Origin of the sequence: Janthinobacterium sp. JC611, assembly GCF_018682595.1 — a bacterium.
In the GTDB taxonomy this organism is placed as follows: domain Bacteria; phylum Pseudomonadota; class Gammaproteobacteria; order Burkholderiales; family Burkholderiaceae_D; genus Janthinobacterium.
The window spans coordinates 161,869-179,199 of record NZ_JAFLJN010000021.1 but is presented as its reverse complement, the minus strand read 5'-3'; the positions used below and the strand labels follow the sequence as shown (position 1 = coordinate 179,199).

Below are 17,331 nucleotides of genomic sequence, written 5' to 3'. Positions count from 1 at the left end.
CGACTATTCACCGTCGAACAGGAGCCTCCCATGCTGCATCGCCTGAAATACCTGTGCCTCGCCGCCGCCATCGCCATGGCCGGCGGCTGCGCCGCCACAGCCGACAGCGCCAAGCCGGACACCGGCCTCACGCCCAGCTACAGCCTGACGAATACCTACTGGAAGCTGACGCAGCTCGATGGCGCCCCGGTGACGATGGCGCCCGGGCAGGAGCGCGAGGTGCGCATCACCCTCACCGACGATGGCAAGGTCCACGGTTTCACGGGCTGCAACCAGGTCATGGGCGGCTATACCGTGGCCGGCACGGCCCTGCGCTTTACGCAGCTGGCCGGCACGCGCATGGCCTGCCCGCCCCCGTTGATGCAGCTGGAAAGCGCCGTGCTGGCCAATTTGAACAGCGTGACGGGCTACCGTTTCGATGGCGAGTACCTGATCCTGCTCAAGGATGGCGCGCCCGTGGCCAGGTTTGAATCAGTGTACTTATAGCAATTAAAAAGATGGCGCTCAGCACTGTTCACTGTGCAGCGCCATCGTCTGGTGTCATGCGCGGAACGTCAGGGGATCATGCCGCCAAACCGGGGTGGATGCCATGCTTGCGACGGCGATACATGGCGGCCAGTGCCACCATGCCCAGGCCCATCATCGCGTATGTACCCGGCTCCGGCACGGCTGAAAGAATCTGCTGCTGGGTTTGCGGGCTGAAAAAGTCCACGCGGGAAAATGGAATCGTTTCGCGGTTCGCGGCGTAGCGGAATACCGAATCACCAGTGTAAAAGTCCCTCTGGCTCCAGGTTTCAAAATGCGGCGCATTATCATCATAGTAATGGGCAGCGATGCTCAATCCATTCTTGTAATCAAACGAAAAGTCCAGCGTGCAATTCGGCCCAGCCGTGCATCTGGTGTAATCGATGTCGAGCGCCACCATGCTGGTCAACTCGTTTGTCGTGAGCACGCCATCGCCATTCAGGTCGCGGCCCGAGAAGGAACCGCCGTACTTGACATGGGGATTAAACACGCCATCGTTGACAAAACCCGTATAGAAGAAATTAAAGTATTGATGTTCCTGCGCCTGGGCTCCCGCTGCCAGGGAGGCCAGGACGGCGGTACAACAAATTTTTTTCAGCATGATTTAGCTCCACAAGAATATCTGCAAGATGAGAAATAAAGGGGCGATCGAATGTAATGCATGTATGTCCGCTGGCAAAACGGCAAAACATGCTTTAAAGACAATGCGAACGGATCATAGCAGAAATTATCAATTTGTATTTTCTTTTTTGTAATTTATTTTCTGCGCCAATGGCAGAGAAACATGCAGCATGCTATGCGGCTACAATAAACATCCGCTCTTGCCTGGAAGGTCTATCTTGTCCACTAATTTTCCCCCAGCCCTTGGCAGTTACCGCGCCCTGCTGTTCGACATGGACGGCACCGTCATCAATTCCATCGCCGCCGCCGAGCGCATCTGGGGCACGTGGGCGCAGCGCCAGGGCCTCGACGTGGCGGCCTTCCTGCCCACCATCCATGGCGCGCGCTCGGTCGACACCATCGCCAAGCTGCGCCTGCCCGGCGTCGACGCGCAGCGCGAGTCGCAAGGCATCACGGATGCGGAAATCATCGATGTGGAAGGGATTATCGAAATCGCGGGCGCGCTGCGTTTCCTGACGTCGCTGCCGCCCGCGCAATGGGCCATCGTCACCTCGGCGCCGCGCGCGCTCGCCACGGCGCGCCTGAAGGCGGCCGGCATGCCGATACCCGCCATCATGGTGACGGCCGAAGACGTCAAGGCAGGCAAGCCGAAACCCGATTGCTACCTGCTGGCCGCTGAAAAACTGGGCGTGGCGCCCGCCGACTGCCTCGTGTTCGAGGATGCGTCCGTCGGCATCGAGGCGGGCGAGGCGGCCGGCGCGAAGGTCATCGTCGTCACCGCCACGCATGCGCACCCGCTGGCCACGCGCCACCCGGCCATCGACAATTATGAAGCCATCGTCGCGACGCTCGATGCGGACGGCTTCATCGTCCTGGCGGAGTCGGTTGCAGCACGCGCGACAAGATAGCCTGCTCCAGCGCGGCGAAGGCCGCATGGCCGCGCTGGCGAGGGCGCGGCAAGTCCACCTGCACGTCCATGGTGATCCGCCCCTCCTCGATCAGCAGCACGCGGTCGGCCAGTGCCACCGCTTCGGCCACGTCATGCGTCACCAGCACGGCCGTGAAGCCGCGCGCCAGCCACAGCGACTCGATCAGCTGCTGCATCTCGATGCGCGTGAGGGCGTCGAGCGCGCCCAATGGCTCGTCGAGCAGCAGCAACTGCGGTTCGTGCACGAGGGCGCGCGCCAGCGCCACGCGCTGCTTCTGCCCGCCCGACAAGGCTGACGGCCAGTCGTCCGCCCGCTCGGCCAGGCCCACCGTCCACAGCGAGGCGGCCGCCGCGCCGACGGAACGGGGCAGGCCCAGGGCCACGTTGTCGAGCACCGTCTTCCACGGCAGCAGACGCGACTCCTGGAACATGATGCGGATGTCGGGCGCGCCCACGCCGCTGCCGATGGCGATGCTGCCCTCGTCGACGTTTTCCAGGCCCGCGATCGAGCGCAGCAAGGTGCTCTTGCCGCAGCCGCTGCGCCCCACGATGGCGACGAATTCGCCCGCTTCCAGCTGCAGGTCGACGTTGTTCAGCACGGGACGTTCGCCATAGGCCTTGCTCAATTGCGTCAAGGCCAGCGGCACGCCGCGGCGCGCCAAAGGAGCTTGCGGGGCGAGCTTCGCCTGCGGCGGCGCGCCGGCCGGGTCGTACCGCACGAAATGCGACAAAAAATCCGTTTCGATCTGGATGGGGGCAAGCAGCATGGTGTTCTTTCCTCGTTTCGTCACTATCGGTAGGCGGGATTCCAGCGCAGGCAATGGCGTTCCAGCCCCCGCGAGAACAAATCGGCCAGCTTGCCCAGCAAGGCGTACAGCAAAATCCCCACCAGCACCACGTCCGTTTGCAAAAATTCGCGCGCGTTCATCGTCATGTAGCCGATGCCGGCCTGCGCCGAGATGGTTTCGGCGACGATCAGCAGCACCCACACGAGTCCCAGCGAAAAACGCACGCCGACCAGGATCGAGGGCATGGCGGCCGGCAGGATCACGTCGCGGTACAGGGGCCAGCCCGACAGGCCATAGCTTTTCGCCATTTCGATCAAGCCCTGGTCGGCCGAGCGGATGCCGTGGAAGGTGTTCAGGTAGACGGGAAAGAAGACGCCGACGGCCAGCAGAAAGAGTTTCGCCGTCTCGTCGATGCCGAACCACAGGATCACCAGCGGGATCAGGGCCAGGGCCGGGATGTTGCGCACCATTTGCAAGGTCGTGTCGAGCAGGGTTTCCGCGTGGCGGAAGCTGCCCGTCAATAGCCCCAGCAGCAAGCCCAGTCCCGCGCCGGCGGCGAAACCGACGGTGGCGCGCCACAAGCTCGTTTTCAGGTGCAGCCACAGTTCGCCCGATGCGGCCAGGTGCCAGAAGGCTTTCGCCACGGCCCACGGCTCGGGCAGGATGCGGCTCGACAGCCAGCCCCACTGCGCCGCCAGCTGCCAGGCCAGCAGCAGCGCCACGGGCAGGGCCCACGGCGCCAAGGCATTGCGCCACGGCGCGGCAGCGGCCCGTTTGATGGAGCTGGCTGCCATCTCAGGCCGCCTTTTTCCGCGGCGCGGCCGGCACGATATTGCTGGCCATGACTTCGCCGAAAGGGCCGCTCAAGGATTGCTCGCCCACGGCCTTGCCCTTGCCCAGCAGCGGGAACACCAGTTCGGCAAAGCGGTACGATTCTTCCAGGTGCGGATAGCCGGAGAAAATGAAGGTGTCGATGCCCAGGTCCGCGTATTCCTGCATGCGCGCCACCACCGTCGGGCCATCGCCCACCAGGGCCGTGCCCGCGCCGCCGCGCACCAGGCCCACGCCGGCCCACAGGTTCGGCGACACTTCGAGCTTGTCGCGCCGCCCGCCGTGCAGGGCCGCCATGCGCTGCTGGCCCACGGAATCCATCTTGCCGAAGGCCGCCTGCGCCTTGGCGATGATGTCGTCGTCCAGGTGGCTGATCAGTTCATCGGCCGCGCGCCAGGCCGCCTCGTTCGTTTCGCGCACGATCACGTGCAGGCGGATGCCGAAGCGCACCGTGCGTCCCCGCTTGGCGGCGCGCGCGCGGATGTCGGCGATCTTTTCCGCCACGGCGGCGGGCGGCTCGCCCCACGTCAGGTAGACGTCCATCTGCTCGGCCGCCAGTGCATGCGCGGGCTCGGACGAACCGCCGAAATACAGCGGAGGATACGGTTTTTGCACGGGCGGATACAGGGTTTTCGCGCCCTTCACCTGGATATGCTTGCCCTCGAAATCGTAGCCGGCAGCGCCGCCCTCGCCCGCCAGGGTGGCGCGCCATACCTTGATGAATTCATCGGAAATTTCATAGCGCTTGGCGTGGTCGGCAAACAGGCCGTCCGCTTCCAGTTCCCCCTGGTCGCCGCCCGTGACGACGTTGATCAAGAGGCGCCCGTTCGACAGGCGGTCAAACGTGGACGCCATGCGCACGGCCAGGCCGGGCGTGGACAGGCCGGGCCGCACGGCCACGAGGAATTTGAGTTTTTGCGTCACGCTGATCAAGGACGACGCCACCACCCAGGCATCCTCGCAGGAGCGGCCCGTCGGCAGCAGCACGCCGTCGTAGCCGAGCGTGTCGGCGGCCACGGCCACCTGGCGCAAGTAATCGGCATCGACGGGGCGCGCGCCCTGCGACGTGCCCAGGTAGCGGCTGTCGCCGTGGGTGGGGATGAACCAGAAGACATTCAATGACATGGTGCGCTTTCCTTTTTCCTGTTTGTTTATTTTGTGCTGGTGGCCAGCTGGCGCGCCGGCAGCAGCGCGTCCTTGACGACGATCGGTTTCGGAATCAGCTTCAGGCTGGAAAAGGCGTCCGCCACCCTTTGCTGCGAAGCGATGACGTCGACCGACACGGGTTTGACGCCATATGCATAGCGCGCGGCGGCCAGCGCCACGACGTCTTTACTCAAGCCCGTCTGTGCGGCGAGGATCGTCGCCACTTCCTCCGGGTTGTTGCGGCCCCAGTCATCGACCTTGGCCACTTCGTCGAGCACGATGCGCAGGATCTCGGGGTTTTTCTCCGCATACGTGCGCGAAGCCAGGTAAAACTGGTAGTTCGCCACCAGGCCCTTGCCATCGGCCAGCACGCGGGCGCCCAGCTGCTTTTCGGCGGCCGCCAGGAACGGATCCCAGATGGCCCAGGCATCCACGCTGCCCCGCTCGAAGGCGGCGCGCGCATCGGCCGGCGGCAGGAACACGGGCTGGATGTCGGCGTAGGCGACGCCGGCCTTTTCCAGCGCTTTCAACAGCAGGTAATGCACGTTCGAGCCCTTGTTCAGGGCGATTTTCTTGCCCTTCAGGTCGGCCAGGGTGCGCAGGCCGGACCCCTTGGGCACGACGATGGCTTCGCTGGCGGGCGACGCCGGCTCATTGCCGACATACACCAGGTTGGCGCCGGCCGCCTGGGCGAAGATCGGCGGCGCCTCGCCCACGGTGCCGAAATCGATGCTGCCCACGTTGAGGCCTTCGAGCAGCACGGGGCCGGCCGGGAACTCCGTCCATTTCACGCCCACGCCCTGCTCGGCCAGGCGTTTTTCCAGCGTGCCGCGCCCCTTCAACAAGGTCAGGGTGCCGTATTTTTGGTAGCCAATGCGTACCTGCACCTGCAGCTCCCCCTTGGCCTGCGCCTGCGCCGCGGCAGGCATGCCGGCCGCCATCACGCCGGCGGCGGCGGCAAACAGCAGGCCCAGAGTGGTACGGCGCGAAAGGCGTTGTGCGTGGCGGTGTGTCATGGTGCTTCCTTTGGTCGGTAAATAATCAGGCGGCTTGATAGCGGGGCGCGTAAGGCTGGTCTTGCAGCGAACGCACGGGGAGGGGGATCTCGGCGGGCGCCAGCGGGCGCCGGCCCTGCAGCACGAACAGGCCGCCGGAGAGTTCCTCGATGCCGGCCTGCACGCGTTCGGCAATCGGCGCGTCCAGGCTCAGGCCCCGCTCTTCGTGCCAGTCCAGCTGCTGCGCATTGGCGTAGATGCTGGTGAAGACTTGCTTGGCGCCCAGCGCATGCAGCACGGGACGCAGCGCATAGTCGAGCGCCAGGGTATGCGCATGGCCGCCGCCCGTGGCCAGCGGCAGCACCAGCTTGCCGGCCAGGCCATCCTGCGGCAGCAGGTCGAGGAAGGCTTTCAGCAAGCCCGTATACGCAGCCTTGTAGATGGGCGTGGCGATCACGATGGCGTCCGCGTCGGCCACGGCGCGCACGGCGCGGGCGATCGCCTCGTCGTCGTGGTCGGCCAGCAGCAAGGCGCGCGCCGGCAAGTCGCGCACATGCAGCCTGGCGTAGCTGTGGCCCTGCAGCGCCAGCTGTTCGCCGATATGCAGCAGCAGACGGCTGGAACTGGAGGGGAGTTGTGGGCTGCCGCCCAATAACAAGATGCTCATGCGATGTCCGTCCCTGTAGTTTGTCGAAAGTGGCGTTGCTCGGATGCTTGCAGCCTATCGCCATCAGCAGCCGTGTAAAACGAATGCTTTCGCGCTTCGATATGCGTTTTTTGACTATCCGGGCCTGACGCCCCGCAAGCGAAGGCGCCGCTCCCCGCGCGGCTTTTTTCGCATATCCATGCGCGGTTTTCTTCGTGTACGGCGCGCGCCTGGCGGTGCAATATCGGCCTCATCGTCTTTCTGGAAATTCACCCATGTCTAGCGCTTTTCTCCATGCCGCCCGTCCCCAGCCGCCTGCGCCGGAACCCCTGCAGGACGCCATCCGCGTCGCAACAAGGCTGGCCGAGCGCCTGGCCGAAACGGCCAATGCCCGCGACCGGGCCGGCGGCCACGCGGCCCAGGAACGCGCATGGCTGCGCGATTCAGGCTTGCTGACCTTGTCGATTCCCGTGGAATTCGGCGGCCAGGGCGCGTCCTGGCCCCTCGTGTACCAGGTGATCCGCATCCTGGCGCGGGCCGACAGCGCGCTGGCGCATGTCTTCGGCTTTCACCATTTACAGCTGGCCGGCCTGCAGCTGTACGGCAGCGCGCAGCAGCAGCGCCGCCTGCTCACATTGACCGTCGACGAGCGTCTGTTCTGGGGCAATGCATTGAATCCCCTCGACAAGCGCGTCACGGCCACCGACAGCGACGAGGGCTTCATCCTCGACGGCATCAAGAGCTTTTCTTCCGGCTCCGTGGGCTCCGACTGGCTCACCGTCTCGGCCTGGCACGCGCCCACGCAGACGGCGCTGATCGCCGCCCTGCCCACGCGCCAGGAGGGCGTGAGCGTGCAGGCGGACTGGGACGCCTTCGGCCAGCGCCAGACGGATAGCGGCAATGTGCATTTCGAGCAGGTACGCCTGCCATCGGAGCTGGTCTTGCAGGCGCCGGGCCAGGCCGCCACGCCGCAAGCCACCGTGCGCTCGCAGATCGCGCAACTAATCATGAGCAATCTCTATCTGGGCATCGCCGAAGGCGCGTTCGAGGCGGCGCGCCGCTACACGGACGAACAGGCGAAAGCCTGGTTTGCCTCGGGCGTGGACCAGGCAACGGACGACCCGTTGATCCAGCACCGCTACGGCCAGCTGTGGCTCTTGCTGCGCCCCGCGCAAGTGCTGGCCGATGCGGCGGCGCAGGAACTGGAAACCGTGTTCCGCAAGGGCGCGCTGGTGACGGCGCGCGAACGGGGCTTGCTGGCCGTCGCCGTGGCCGAAGCGAAGTGCCTGTCGCACAAGGCGGGACTGGAGATCAGCAGCCAGATGTTCGAACTGACGGGCGCCCGCTCCACCTCGGCCCAATACGGTTTCGACCGTTACTGGCGCAACGTGCGCGTGCACACCCTGCACGACCCCGTCGACTACAAGCTGCGCGACCTGGGACGCTTTGCCTTGAACGGCACGCTGCCCGAGCCGACGGCTTACTCGTAATTCAACCACCAAGGAGCCACCATGACCATCGCCCGCCGCAGCATCCTCCTCACCGCCCTGACCCTGGCACTGGCCGGCGGCTTCGCCCACGCCAAGGACCCGAAGGACATCACCATCGGCACCAGCGCCGGGCCGTACGCGGACCAGATCAAGCTGGGCATCAAGCCCATCCTGGAAAAACAGGGCTACAAGGTCAAGCTGGTGGAATTCAATGACTACATCCAGCCGAACTTCGCGCTGGCCGAGGGGTCCTTGGACGCCAATGTGTTCCAGCACATCGTCTACCTGAAGAAATTCGCGCTCGAGCACAAGCTGGCCCTGACGGACCTGATCACGATACCCACGGCGCCGATCGCCATCTACAGCAAGAAGCACAAGACGCTGGACGACGTGAAGGAAGGCACGACGGTGGGCTTGCCGAACGACCCGACCAATCAGGCGCGCGCGCTGGTGCTGCTCGACCAGTTGAAATGGATACAGCTGCGCCCCAATTTCGACCCCGTGCGCGCGTCGGAAAAGGATATCGCCGTCAACACGAAGAAAATCAAGCTGCTGCCGCTGGAAGCGGCGCAACTGCCACGTTCGCTGGGCGACACCGACTATTCCTTCATCAACGGCAATTACGCGCTGGCGTCGGGACTGAAACTGACGGACGCGCTGGTGGCGGAGAAAATCTCGCCCAACTACATCAACCTGGTGGCCGTGCGCACGGCCGACAAGGACAAGCAGTTCGCCAAGGACCTGGCGGCCGCCTACCGTTCGCGCGAATTCCTCGACATCACCAATAAACACTTTGCCGGCTATTCGAAACCCGATTACCAGCAAGCCTTGCAGACTGCCGCGAAATAAGCCATGGCCAAGACGATACGCTTCAACGCCTTCCAGATGAATACCGTGGGCCACCAGTCGCCGGGACTGTGGACGCATGCGCGCGACCGCAGCCACCGCTATACCGATCCCGCCCACTGGACGGAACTGGCGCGGCTGCTGGAAGAAGGCCTGTTCGACGCGGTGTTCCTGGCCGACGTGCTGGGCGTGTATGACGTGTACCGGGGCGGCCTCGATGCGGCCCTGGAACACGGCGTGCAGGTGCCGCTGAACGACCCGCTGGCGCTCGTGCCCATCATGGCGCAGGCCACCACGCACCTGGGTTTCGGCGTCACCTGCGCCCTCACCTACGAACACCCGTACACGTTCGCGCGGCGCATGTCCACCCTGGACCACCTGACGCAAGGGCGCATCGGCTGGAATATCGTCACCGGCTATTTAGACAGCGCGGCGCGCAACCTGGGCTTGAGCCAGCAACTGGGCCACGACGAACGCTACGACCTGGCCGACGAATACCTGGACGTCGTCTACAAGCTGTGGGAAAAGAGCTGGGACGACGACGCCGTCGTCAACGACAAGGCGCGCGGCATCTACGCCGATCCTGCCAGAGTCCATCCGATCAACCATGCCGGGCGCCACTACCAGGTGCCCGGCATCCATTTGTGCGAGCCGTCGCCGCAGCGCACGCCCCTGCTGTACCAGGCGGGCACCTCGCCGCGCGGCACGCGCTTCGCGGCGCGCCACGCGGAGGCGACCTTCGTCAGTGGCCCCAGCAAGACGGTGGTGAAGCGCTACGCCGACGACTTGCGCGCCGCCGTGCGGCAAAGCGGGCGCGATGGCGACGCGCTGCTGATCTACGCGCAGGCGCTGGTCATCACGGGCGCCACGGAAGAGGAAGCACGCGCCAAGCACGCCGACTACCTGCGCCACGTGGACATCGAGGCGGCGCTGGTGCTGCTGTCCGGCTGGACGGGCGTCGATTTCAGCCGCTACCCGCTCGACGCCACCATCGAGTACATCGATTCGCCGGCCGGCCGCTCGGCGCTGGCCTCGTTCAGCCAGGCCGACCCGGACCGCACGTGGACGGTGCGCGAGGCGGCCGAATACATCGGCCTCGGTGGGCGCGGCCCGGTGCTGGTGGGCGATGCGCGCCAGGTGGCCGACCAGCTGGAGAGCTGGATCGACGCGACGGGCGTCGACGGTTTCAATCTGGCCTTCGCCGTGGCGCATGACAGCATGGCCGACGTGGTGACCCACATCGTGCCGGAACTGCAGCGGCGCGGCCGCTACCGCACCGCCTACGAGGAAGGCACCCTGCGTCACAAGGTGTTTGGCCAGGGCCCGCGCCTGCCGGCCAGTCACGCGGGGCGCCAGGTCAGCATCGCGCCAGGCGAGGCCACGCTCGCCGCGGCCTGAACACCGCCCGCGTCCCCGCGGGCATTTGCATCCAGTCCCGTTCCGTGTCAGCATACGCCACCTTGGCAACACGGATAAGGAATGCAATGCCCCCCACTCCCCTACGCGCGCTGGCCCTGGGCCTGCTGCTGGCCGCTCATGGTTCACCGGCGCTGGCCACGCCGCCGACGCCTGGCTGCGACGTCTGCGCCGCATGGAACGCCGACCAGGCGCCGTTCCGCATCTTCGGCAATACCTATTACGTGGGCGTGAAGGGCCTCAGTTCCGTGCTGGTGACGTCGCCGCAAGGCCACGTGCTGATCGATGGCGGCTTGCCGGAATCGGCGCCGAAGATCATCGCCAATATCGGCGCGCTGGGCTTTCGCATCGAAGACGTAAAACTGATCCTCAATTCGCACGGCCATATCGACCATGCGGGCGGCCTGGCCGAGCTGCAGCGGCGCAGCGATGCGCTGGTGGCCGCCAGCCCGTCGGCCGCGCTCGACCTGGCGTCGGGCGAAGTGGGGCCGGACGACCCGCAATACCACGCGCTGCCCAAGTACCCGCCCGTGAAGGACATGCGCCTGGCGCGCGACGGCAGCCGTTTCCATGTCGGACCCATCACGGCGACGGCGCACGCCACGCCGGGCCACACGCCCGGCGGCTTGAGCTGGACGTGGGAGTCGTGCGACGGCCCCCGCTGCCTGAACATGGTCTACGCGGACAGCCTCAACGCCGTCTCGCGTCCCGGCTTCAAGTTCAGCGCCAGCAGCGAGTATCCGAACGCGGTGGCGGACTTGCGCCACAGCTTCGAGACCCTGGAAAAGCTGCCGTGCGACGTGCTCGTTTCGGCCCATCCGGAAGCGTCGCAATTGTGGGAACGGCTGGAAGCGAGCGTCGCGGCCGGCAGCGACGCCTTTGTCGACCCGCAGGCCTGCCGCGCCTACGCGGCGGCGGCGCGCACCGTGCTCGAGGCGCGCCTGGAACAGGAAAAGCAGGAATAAGCTTGTCAACCGTGCACGCTGACGCAGCGCCGATCTGCTACGCTGGCGGCTATACTCATCACCTTAACCAGGAAATGCCATGTTCAAACTCGCCAGACTGATTCCCCTCGCCGCTATCGTCGCCATCACCGCCGGCTGCGCGCAAACGCCCGTGCGCAGCGATGCTGCCGCCGCGCCAGGCGCCGCCTCGCCCGCCAAGCCGGCGCCCAAGCTGACGGGTACGCAGTGGAAGCTGAAGGAATTGAAGGGCAAGCAAGTGGTGCGCAAGGCGCCCGAGCAGCGCGACGTGACCCTGCTGCTGGCCGACGGCCGCGCAAGCGGCAACAGCGGCTGCAACCAGATGATGGGCGGCTACACCAGCGATGGCGTCAGCACCCTGGCCTTCTCGCAGCTGGCCGGCACCATGATGATGTGCCAGCCGCAGGACATGGAACTCGAGCGCCTGCTCCTGACCACCCTGGGCGAAGTCAATGGCTACCGCTATGCCGACCAGGAATTGCTGCTGCTGAAGGATGGCGTGCCCGTGGCGCGCTATGAAGCGTTGACGGTGAAGTAAAACCCGCACTCCCGCATGTGAAGAGTGCCCGAAAAACGTTCAGGGCAAGGCGCAGCGCCGCAGGCAGTACGCTAGTACGCCAAGGCGCTGCAACGCCATCATGGACGTTTTCTCGGCCACTCTTCAATCGTTGCGCATCTGCGCCTGCGATACATTGCTATGCGCTGGCACGCTCTGCGTCAGCCACACATTCCCCCCGATGGTCGATCCCGCGCCGATGGTGATGCGCCCCAGCACGGTCGCGCCCGCGTAGATCACCACGTCGTCCTCGACGATGGGGTGGCGCGGCGTGCCCTTGATCAGCGCGCCGGAAGCGTCCGCCGGAAAACGCTTGGCGCCCAGGGTGACGGCCTGGTACAGGCGCACGCGCTGGCCGATGATGGCCGTCTCGCCGATCACCACGCCCGTGCCATGGTCGATGAAGAAGGACGCGCCGATGTGCGCGCCCGGGTGGATGTCGATGCCCGTCAGCGTATGCGCGATGTCGGCGATCAACCGCGCCAGGAACGGCGCGCCCAGCGCGTGCAGCCGGTGCGCCAGGCGATGGTACAAAATGGCGATGGTGCCGGGGTAGCACAGCATGATCTCGGCCACCGAGGTGGCGGCCGGGTCGCCCGCGTAGGCGGCCTGCACGTCCGACACCAGCAGGGCGCGGATGTCGGGCAGGCTGGCGGCGAAGGCGCGCGTGATGTCGCGCGCCTGCTGCGCCAGGGCCGCGTCGTCGCTGGCGCCCTCGCCCTCATCGCCGGCCGGTACGGCGTGAGCCGGAGCGGAGAACAGCAGGCCGCGCCGCACCTGTTCGCTGAGGCGGTTCAGGGTGGTGTTGAGCGTGTCGCCGACAAAATAATCGATGCTTTCATCCGTCAGGTTGGGCCGCCCGTAATGCGTGGGGAACAGGGCCGCCGACAGGCCGTTGACGATGGTGGTGAGCGCTTCGCGCGACGGCAGTTCGCGCACCCTGCCGTTATGGCGGATCTTGTGCTTGTCTTCGCGCGAGCTGCGCAAGGCCTGGATCACGGGTCCCAGGTTCCACTGGGCCGACTCGTCGGCGGGCGCCGCGGGATAAATACTGTGCATGGCGTATCACTTCCAGAAAACGGCAAACAGGCCGGGTCGCCCCAGCTTAACGGCGGCGACAAGCGATGCAAACGAAGAATTTCAAGCTTCCATATGCGGAAAACGCATATGAATGACAAACCGTGGCGGCGCCAAACCCGATTCCGGTCACTAGCGTAAAATGACGGACTAACAAAAACACTCTTCAACATGACTAAATTATTAACCTGGATTTTGGCGGGCCTGGCGATGGTCGGACCGCTTGCAATTGACACCTATCTGCCGTCGTTCCCCGCCATCGTGCACGATTTCAATGCCAGCCCCCTGCTGGTGCAGCAAACCCTGAGCTTTTTCCTGTTCACGTTCGCTTTCATGATGCTGTTTTACGGCACGCTGTCCGACTCCTTCGGCCGCCGTCCCGTGATTCTCGTCTCGCTGGTGCTGTATGTGATCGCCTCCGTGGGCGCCGCGCTGGCGCCGTCGCTGGGGGCGCTGCTGGCCTGGCGCGTGCTGCAGGGCCTCTCGGCCGGCGCCGGTTCCGTCATCGGCCGCGCCATCGTGCAAGACCGCTATGCGGGCGCCGCCGCGCAGAAAATCCTCTCGCACATCATGATGGTGTTCGCGCTGGCCCCGGCCATCGCCCCCGTGCTGGGCGGCTGGCTGCAGGTGGGCCTGGGCTGGCGGGCGATCTTCTGGTTCCTCACGGCCTTCGGCGTGCTGATGTTCGTCGTCGTCTGGCGCGCCTTGCCGGAAAGCCTGCCGAAGGAGCAGCGCCACGCCTTCCACCTGGGCGACATCGCCGTCAATTACTGGAAGGTGCTGTGCCACCGCCAGTTCCTGCTGCTGTCGACGGCCATCGGCGCCGCCTTTGGCGGCTTCGCCCTGTACATCGGCTCGGCCGCCTACTTCATCATCAACATCCTGCACCTGCCGGAGACGGCATTCGCCTGGCTGTTCATTCCCCTGATCAGCGGCATGGTGTTCGGCTCGGCCCTGTCGGCGAAAATCGCCCACCGATACAGCCAGCGCCAGATGATCTGGGCCGGCTTCATCCTGATGCTGGTGGCCGCGCTGGCCAACATCGGCTACAACTACGCGTTTGCCGCCGAAGTGCCGTGGGCCGTGCTGCCGCTGTTCTTCTACTCGTTCGCGCTGTCGATCGCCATGCCGCCGATGACCCTGATGGCGCTGAACCACTTCCCCAACAACAGCGGCCTGGCCTCGTCGATGCAGTCGTTCATCCAGATGCTGCTGTTCGCGCTGGTGTCGGGCCTGGTAGCGCCGCTGCTGTTCGACAGCGCGCTGAACCTCGCGTATGGCGTGATGGCGGGACTGCTGGTGAGTTTATTGTGCTGGGTGTTTGCGCAGGGCGGGACGACGGAAGCGGTCAAGCAGTAGCTTTTACAGCGGATTTTTCAGGTCGGGAGCACCTGAAAAACGTTCAGGACAAGGCGCCGTGCCGCAGGCAGTACGCTAGTACGGCAAGGCACGGCAACGCAGTCATGGACGTTTTCTCAGGCGCTCCTCAAGGCCAGGGCGCGGGCGTCACGTCCACATACTGCACCCCACCCTGCTCCGGCTCTGCCGCATCTCGCGTAGCCGGCTGGCTCAAGGAACCGGCCGGCGAACGCAAGCTCAATATTTCCTTGCGCGATTCGACGAAGTCGGCCGAACTCAAGGGATGCTGCTGGTCCGGCCAGTGGCTGACGGCCCATTCCTGCAAAGTTTCAAAGCGCCGCCACAGTTCGGCGACGAATTCGCGGCGCGCCTCTTCCTGCTGTTCCGGGCTCTTTTCAATTGCTACGCTCACATTGACTTCCATGGCCGTTCCCTCGCTGACAAGTTGTCTTGCCAGCCTACGCAGCGGCGAGCCAGGCGTCTGTTCGCGAACGAACACAGGATTTATTCTGGCATCTTGCGGAAACCCACGGCCAGGCGGTTCCAGGTATTGATGGAGCCGATGGCCAGGGTCACGTTGACCATTTCCGCCGGCGTCAATTGCTCCGCCAGCGCCGCATAGTCCGCGTCCGAAGCGTGATTCTGCGGCAGCAGGGTCAGCGCCTCCGTCCAGGCCAGCACGGCCCGCTCGCGCGGCGTGAAGAACGGCGTTTCGCGCCAGACGGACACGGCATACAGGCGGCGCTCCGTTTCGCCGGCCTTGCGCGCATCGCTCGTGTGCATGTCCACGCAAAAGGCGCAGCCGTTGATTTGCGAGGCGCGCAGGCGGATCAGTTCGAGCAGCGCGTGTTCCACGCCCAGTTTGGCGATGGCCGCTTCCAGCGCGTACATGGCCTTGATGGCGTCGGGCGAAGCTTGTACGAAATCAATGCGTTGCTGTGTCATGATGCATTCCTTGATAAAGTAGAGATGCACCATTGTAGAAGCGCGAATAGGACGCGCGGCAGGCCAATCCTGCCGAAAAACGGCAGACCACCAACAGATACTCCATGGAATTACATATCCTGATCGACGGCACGCGCGACCTGGGCGGCCAACTGTACCGCCAGCTCAGCGAGGCCATCCGCTCGGGTCGGCTGACGGATGGCCAGCAATTGCCGCCCTCGCGCCTGCTGGCCAGCCAGCTGGGCCTGTCGCGCAAGACGGTGTCCGACGTGTATGACAAGCTCGGTTATGAAAAGCTGCTGGTCGGCAAAGTCGGCGTGGGCAGCTTCGTGCAGACGCCGCACGCCTCGCCGCAGCGCCGCCACGCCAGCACGCCGCTGGCCAGCGCGCAACGCATCGCCCGCTGGGAAGCGACGCCCACGCCCCTGCGCCGCGCCAGCCAGGAAACGCCGGCGCGCTACGCCTTCATCGGCGGGCGCGCCACGCCCGCGCACTTCCCGCAGGATGAATGGCGCGCCTGCCTGCTGCACGCGCTGCGCCAGGGGGGGCAGGCGCGCGGCCGCTACGGCCCCGTCGCCGGCTTGCCGTCCCTGCGCGCGGCGATCGCCGGCCATGCCGCCTTCAGCCGCGGCATCCATTGCACCGAGGAACAGGTACTCGTCACCAGCGGCGCGCAGCAAGCCTTGCACCTGCTCGCGCTAACCCTGCTGGAACCGGGCGACACGGTGGCCGTGGAAGAACCCGGCTATCCGGTGGCGCGCGCCGTGTTCGCCAGCCAGGGCGCGCGCGTGGTGGGCGTCGACGTGGACGAGGATGGCCTGATCGTCGCGCACATCCCGGACGGCACGCGGCTGATCTATGTCACGCCCGCGCATCAATTCCCGCTCGGCATGCCGATGAGCATGACACGCCGCCATGCCTTGCTGGAGCGGGCGCGGCAGCTGGGCGCCATCATCATCGAGGACGATTACGACAGCGCCTTCCGCTACGAAGGCCGGCCCGAGGATTCCCTGCAAAGCATGGACCGCTACGGCGTCGTCGCGCACGTGGGCAGCTTTTCCAAGATCATGCTGCCGGAATTGCGGCTCGGCTATGCGGTGCTGCCGCAAGCCCTCGTGGCCGCCGTGGAAACGGTGAAATACCTGACGGATTGCCATACGGCCAGCCTGGGCCAGCATGCGCTGGCCAAGTTCATCGACGACGGCCATCTGCTGCGCCACATCCGCCGCTGCCACGACATTTATGCGGGACGGCGCGAGCGGCTGCAGCACTGGTTCAACGGCCCCTTGTCGCCGTGGTTCCGCCTGGTGCCGGCCAGCGCCGGCTTCCACGTGGCGGCGCTGGCGCAGGCGCCGCTCGACATCGACGAATTGCTGCGCCGCGCGCGCCTGGCCGACGTCAGCCTGTATGCGCTGGCCAGCTTCTACCACGGCCCCGCCCGCCATGAGGGCCTGTTCCTCGGCTATGGCGCCATCGACAAGCTCGATATCGACACGGCGCTGGCCAGGGTGCTGGCGATCCTGCAGGAGATCGCGCCCTTGGCCGTCAACGGGGTTGCCAACGATAGTGCCCCGTGATCGGATTGCTGAATAGAATATTTTCCTCGCGCGCGCCCTCGCCGATGTTGTGGATGATGAGCGGCACGCCGCTCCACGACTGCCTGTCGCTGACGATGCCGATGTGCGTGAGCTTGCGCGGCAAACGCCACGTGACGATGTCGCCCGCGCGGTATGCGTTCGCTTCTTTGCTTGGCGGCAAGCTGGTGCCATGGCGGGCAAAGTAGGTGCCCAGGTTCGGCACGCGTCGGTGGTCGATATTGCGGTCCGGCCCCTTCATCTGCCAGCGTCCCTGCCGCTGGTACATCTGCCACGCCTTGCGCATGTCTTCGTGCACCAGCACCTGCAAATCCTGCCCCAGCTGGCGGTAGGCCCGTACCACCACGTCCGTGCACACGCCCCGCTCGAGCGGCACGTCGCCGCCCGGATAGGCGAGCCGTTCATAGCGCGGGTCGTACCGCACCGTCACGCCCACCTGCTTGCGGGCGGCGGCGACAAGGGCTGGCGGCGTGGCAACAGGCGCTGCCGACGCCAGCATGGGCGCCAGCGCAAGCACGAGGATGGAGAGCGGTTGGATTGGCATCAACGTCGATAGTCGAATGGAAATGCCAACTCTACCGTAG

The 17,331-nt window shown here is 65.5% G+C and carries 19 protein-coding genes; 9 read left to right on the top strand and 10 right to left on the bottom strand.

Annotated elements, in window-relative coordinates:
• Positions 1-30 precede the first annotated feature (30 nt).
• Positions 31-486 carry an META domain-containing protein gene (locus tag J0O65_RS15160; protein WP_215407948.1) on the top strand — a complete coding sequence of 152 codons (456 nt, stop codon included), beginning with the start codon at positions 31-33 and terminating at the stop codon, positions 484-486.
• Between the two features lie 76 nt (positions 487-562).
• Here the strand turns inward: J0O65_RS15160 and J0O65_RS15155 are convergent, their stop codons facing one another.
• The gene (locus J0O65_RS15155; RefSeq protein WP_215407946.1) at positions 563-1,126 is read right to left on the bottom strand and encodes a PEP-CTERM sorting domain-containing protein; all 564 of its coding nucleotides are present in this window, start codon (positions 1,124-1,126) and stop codon (positions 563-565) included.
• 238 nt (positions 1,127-1,364) lie between these two features.
• On the opposite strand from J0O65_RS15155, the gene J0O65_RS15150 reads away from it, so the two are divergent.
• Positions 1,365-2,054 (top strand): HAD-IA family hydrolase, encoded by a 690-nt coding sequence (locus J0O65_RS15150; protein ID WP_251373766.1) that lies wholly within the window; start codon positions 1,365-1,367, stop codon positions 2,052-2,054.
• Here the strand turns inward: J0O65_RS15150 and J0O65_RS15145 are convergent.
• From J0O65_RS15145 to ssuE, 5 genes are read right to left on the bottom strand one after another with little or no spacing between them, the layout of a single operon-like run.
• Positions 2,011-2,841 carry an ATP-binding cassette domain-containing protein gene (locus tag J0O65_RS15145; protein WP_215407943.1) on the bottom strand — a complete coding sequence of 277 codons (831 nt, stop codon included), beginning with the start codon at positions 2,839-2,841 and terminating at the stop codon, positions 2,011-2,013. The two genes, J0O65_RS15150 and J0O65_RS15145, sit on opposite strands and share 44 nt — an antisense overlap.
• Positions 2,842-2,864: 23 nt before the next feature.
• A complete protein-coding gene (ssuC, locus tag J0O65_RS15140) occupies positions 2,865-3,656 on the bottom strand; it encodes an aliphatic sulfonate ABC transporter permease SsuC (protein ID WP_215407941.1) in 792 nt (263 codons plus the stop codon).
• A 1-nt stretch (position 3,657) separates the two neighbouring features.
• Positions 3,658-4,818, bottom strand: a complete 1,161-nt coding sequence (gene ssuD, locus J0O65_RS15135) for an FMNH2-dependent alkanesulfonate monooxygenase (RefSeq protein WP_215407939.1) — start codon at positions 4,816-4,818, stop codon at positions 3,658-3,660.
• A gap of 26 nt (positions 4,819-4,844) precedes the next feature.
• The gene (locus tag J0O65_RS15130; RefSeq protein WP_215407937.1) at positions 4,845-5,855 is read right to left on the bottom strand and encodes a sulfonate ABC transporter substrate-binding protein; all 1,011 of its coding nucleotides are present in this window, start codon (positions 5,853-5,855) and stop codon (positions 4,845-4,847) included.
• A 25-nt stretch (positions 5,856-5,880) separates the two neighbouring features.
• Positions 5,881-6,501, bottom strand: a complete 621-nt coding sequence (gene ssuE / locus J0O65_RS15125) for an NADPH-dependent FMN reductase (protein ID WP_215407935.1) — start codon at positions 6,499-6,501, stop codon at positions 5,881-5,883.
• Between the two features lie 254 nt (positions 6,502-6,755).
• Here ssuE and J0O65_RS15120 point away from each other — a divergent pair, with 254 nt between their 5' ends.
• The 5 genes from J0O65_RS15120 to J0O65_RS15100 all read left to right on the top strand — a co-directional run bounded on the left by J0O65_RS15120 (position 6,756) and on the right by J0O65_RS15100 (position 11,753).
• Positions 6,756-7,970: an acyl-CoA dehydrogenase family protein gene (locus J0O65_RS15120; RefSeq protein WP_215407933.1), complete on the top strand. Its 1,215-nt coding sequence runs from the start codon at positions 6,756-6,758 to the stop codon at positions 7,968-7,970.
• Between the two features lie 21 nt (positions 7,971-7,991).
• Entirely contained in the window at positions 7,992-8,819 is an 828-nt protein-coding gene (locus J0O65_RS15115; protein ID WP_215407931.1) for a MetQ/NlpA family ABC transporter substrate-binding protein, read from the top strand.
• 3 nt (positions 8,820-8,822) lie between these two features.
• A complete protein-coding gene (locus J0O65_RS15110; protein ID WP_215407929.1) occupies positions 8,823-10,214 on the top strand; it encodes an LLM class flavin-dependent oxidoreductase in 1,392 nt (463 codons plus the stop codon).
• Positions 10,215-10,300: 86 nt separating this feature from the next.
• The gene (gene bla, locus J0O65_RS15105; RefSeq protein ID WP_215407927.1) at positions 10,301-11,197 is read left to right on the top strand and encodes a subclass B3 metallo-beta-lactamase; all 897 of its coding nucleotides are present in this window, start codon (positions 10,301-10,303) and stop codon (positions 11,195-11,197) included.
• Positions 11,198-11,276: 79 nt separating this feature from the next.
• Complete coding sequence (locus J0O65_RS15100; RefSeq protein WP_215407925.1) at positions 11,277-11,753, top strand: META domain-containing protein; 477 nt, start codon at positions 11,277-11,279, stop codon at positions 11,751-11,753.
• Positions 11,754-11,876: 123 nt separating this feature from the next.
• Here J0O65_RS15100 and epsC read toward each other — a convergent pair whose 3' ends face one another.
• Positions 11,877-12,830: a serine O-acetyltransferase EpsC gene (epsC, locus tag J0O65_RS15095; protein ID WP_215407923.1), complete on the bottom strand. Its 954-nt coding sequence runs from the start codon at positions 12,828-12,830 to the stop codon at positions 11,877-11,879.
• Positions 12,831-13,019: 189 nt separating this feature from the next.
• Between epsC and J0O65_RS15090 the strand changes: the two genes are divergently transcribed.
• Complete coding sequence (locus J0O65_RS15090) at positions 13,020-14,207, top strand: multidrug effflux MFS transporter (RefSeq protein WP_215407921.1); 1,188 nt, start codon at positions 13,020-13,022, stop codon at positions 14,205-14,207.
• A 127-nt stretch (positions 14,208-14,334) separates the two neighbouring features.
• Here J0O65_RS15090 and J0O65_RS15085 read toward each other — a convergent pair whose 3' ends face one another.
• Positions 14,335-14,619 carry a hypothetical protein gene (locus tag J0O65_RS15085; RefSeq protein WP_353056202.1) on the bottom strand — a complete coding sequence of 95 codons (285 nt, stop codon included), beginning with the start codon at positions 14,617-14,619 and terminating at the stop codon, positions 14,335-14,337.
• Positions 14,620-14,711: 92 nt separating this feature from the next.
• A complete protein-coding gene (locus tag J0O65_RS15080) occupies positions 14,712-15,152 on the bottom strand; it encodes a carboxymuconolactone decarboxylase family protein (protein ID WP_215407917.1) in 441 nt (146 codons plus the stop codon).
• Between the two features lie 104 nt (positions 15,153-15,256).
• Between J0O65_RS15080 and pdxR the strand changes: the two genes are divergently transcribed.
• The gene (pdxR, locus tag J0O65_RS15075) at positions 15,257-16,729 is read left to right on the top strand and encodes a MocR-like pyridoxine biosynthesis transcription factor PdxR (protein ID WP_215407915.1); all 1,473 of its coding nucleotides are present in this window, start codon (positions 15,257-15,259) and stop codon (positions 16,727-16,729) included.
• Here the strand turns inward: pdxR and J0O65_RS15070 are convergent.
• Complete coding sequence (locus J0O65_RS15070; protein WP_215407914.1) at positions 16,698-17,291, bottom strand: DUF1287 domain-containing protein; 594 nt, start codon at positions 17,289-17,291, stop codon at positions 16,698-16,700. The genes pdxR and J0O65_RS15070 overlap by 32 nt on opposite strands.
• Between the last annotated feature and the right edge of the window lie 40 nt (positions 17,292-17,331).

Bases quoted from the DNA above. Each gene is read 5' to 3' on its own strand.
- J0O65_RS15120 (WP_215407933.1), top strand. From the start codon at position 6,756: ATGTCTAGCGCTTTTCTCCATGCCGCCCGTCCCCAGCCGCCTGCGCCG.
- ssuC (WP_215407941.1), bottom strand. From the start codon at position 3,656: ATGGCAGCCAGCTCCATCAAACGGGCCGCTGCCGCGCCGTGGCGCAAT.
- J0O65_RS15130 (WP_215407937.1), bottom strand. From the start codon at position 5,855: ATGACACACCGCCACGCACAACGCCTTTCGCGCCGTACCACTCTGGGC.
- ssuE (WP_215407935.1), bottom strand. From the start codon at position 6,501: ATGAGCATCTTGTTATTGGGCGGCAGCCCACAACTCCCCTCCAGTTCC.
- ssuD (WP_215407939.1), bottom strand. From the start codon at position 4,818: ATGTCATTGAATGTCTTCTGGTTCATCCCCACCCACGGCGACAGCCGC.
- J0O65_RS15145 (WP_215407943.1), bottom strand. From the start codon at position 2,841: ATGCTGCTTGCCCCCATCCAGATCGAAACGGATTTTTTGTCGCATTTC.
- J0O65_RS15100 (WP_215407925.1), top strand. From the start codon at position 11,277: ATGTTCAAACTCGCCAGACTGATTCCCCTCGCCGCTATCGTCGCCATC.
- J0O65_RS15070 (WP_215407914.1), bottom strand. From the start codon at position 17,291: ATGCCAATCCAACCGCTCTCCATCCTCGTGCTTGCGCTGGCGCCCATG.
- J0O65_RS15080 (WP_215407917.1), bottom strand. From the start codon at position 15,152: ATGACACAGCAACGCATTGATTTCGTACAAGCTTCGCCCGACGCCATC.
- J0O65_RS15160 (WP_215407948.1), top strand. From the start codon at position 31: ATGCTGCATCGCCTGAAATACCTGTGCCTCGCCGCCGCCATCGCCATG.
- J0O65_RS15110 (WP_215407929.1), top strand. From the start codon at position 8,823: ATGGCCAAGACGATACGCTTCAACGCCTTCCAGATGAATACCGTGGGC.
- bla (WP_215407927.1), top strand. From the start codon at position 10,301: ATGCCCCCCACTCCCCTACGCGCGCTGGCCCTGGGCCTGCTGCTGGCC.
- J0O65_RS15090 (WP_215407921.1), top strand. From the start codon at position 13,020: ATGACTAAATTATTAACCTGGATTTTGGCGGGCCTGGCGATGGTCGGA.
- J0O65_RS15155 (WP_215407946.1), bottom strand. From the start codon at position 1,126: ATGCTGAAAAAAATTTGTTGTACCGCCGTCCTGGCCTCCCTGGCAGCG.
- J0O65_RS15115 (WP_215407931.1), top strand. From the start codon at position 7,992: ATGACCATCGCCCGCCGCAGCATCCTCCTCACCGCCCTGACCCTGGCA.
- pdxR (WP_215407915.1), top strand. From the start codon at position 15,257: ATGGAATTACATATCCTGATCGACGGCACGCGCGACCTGGGCGGCCAA.
- epsC (WP_215407923.1), bottom strand. From the start codon at position 12,830: ATGCACAGTATTTATCCCGCGGCGCCCGCCGACGAGTCGGCCCAGTGG.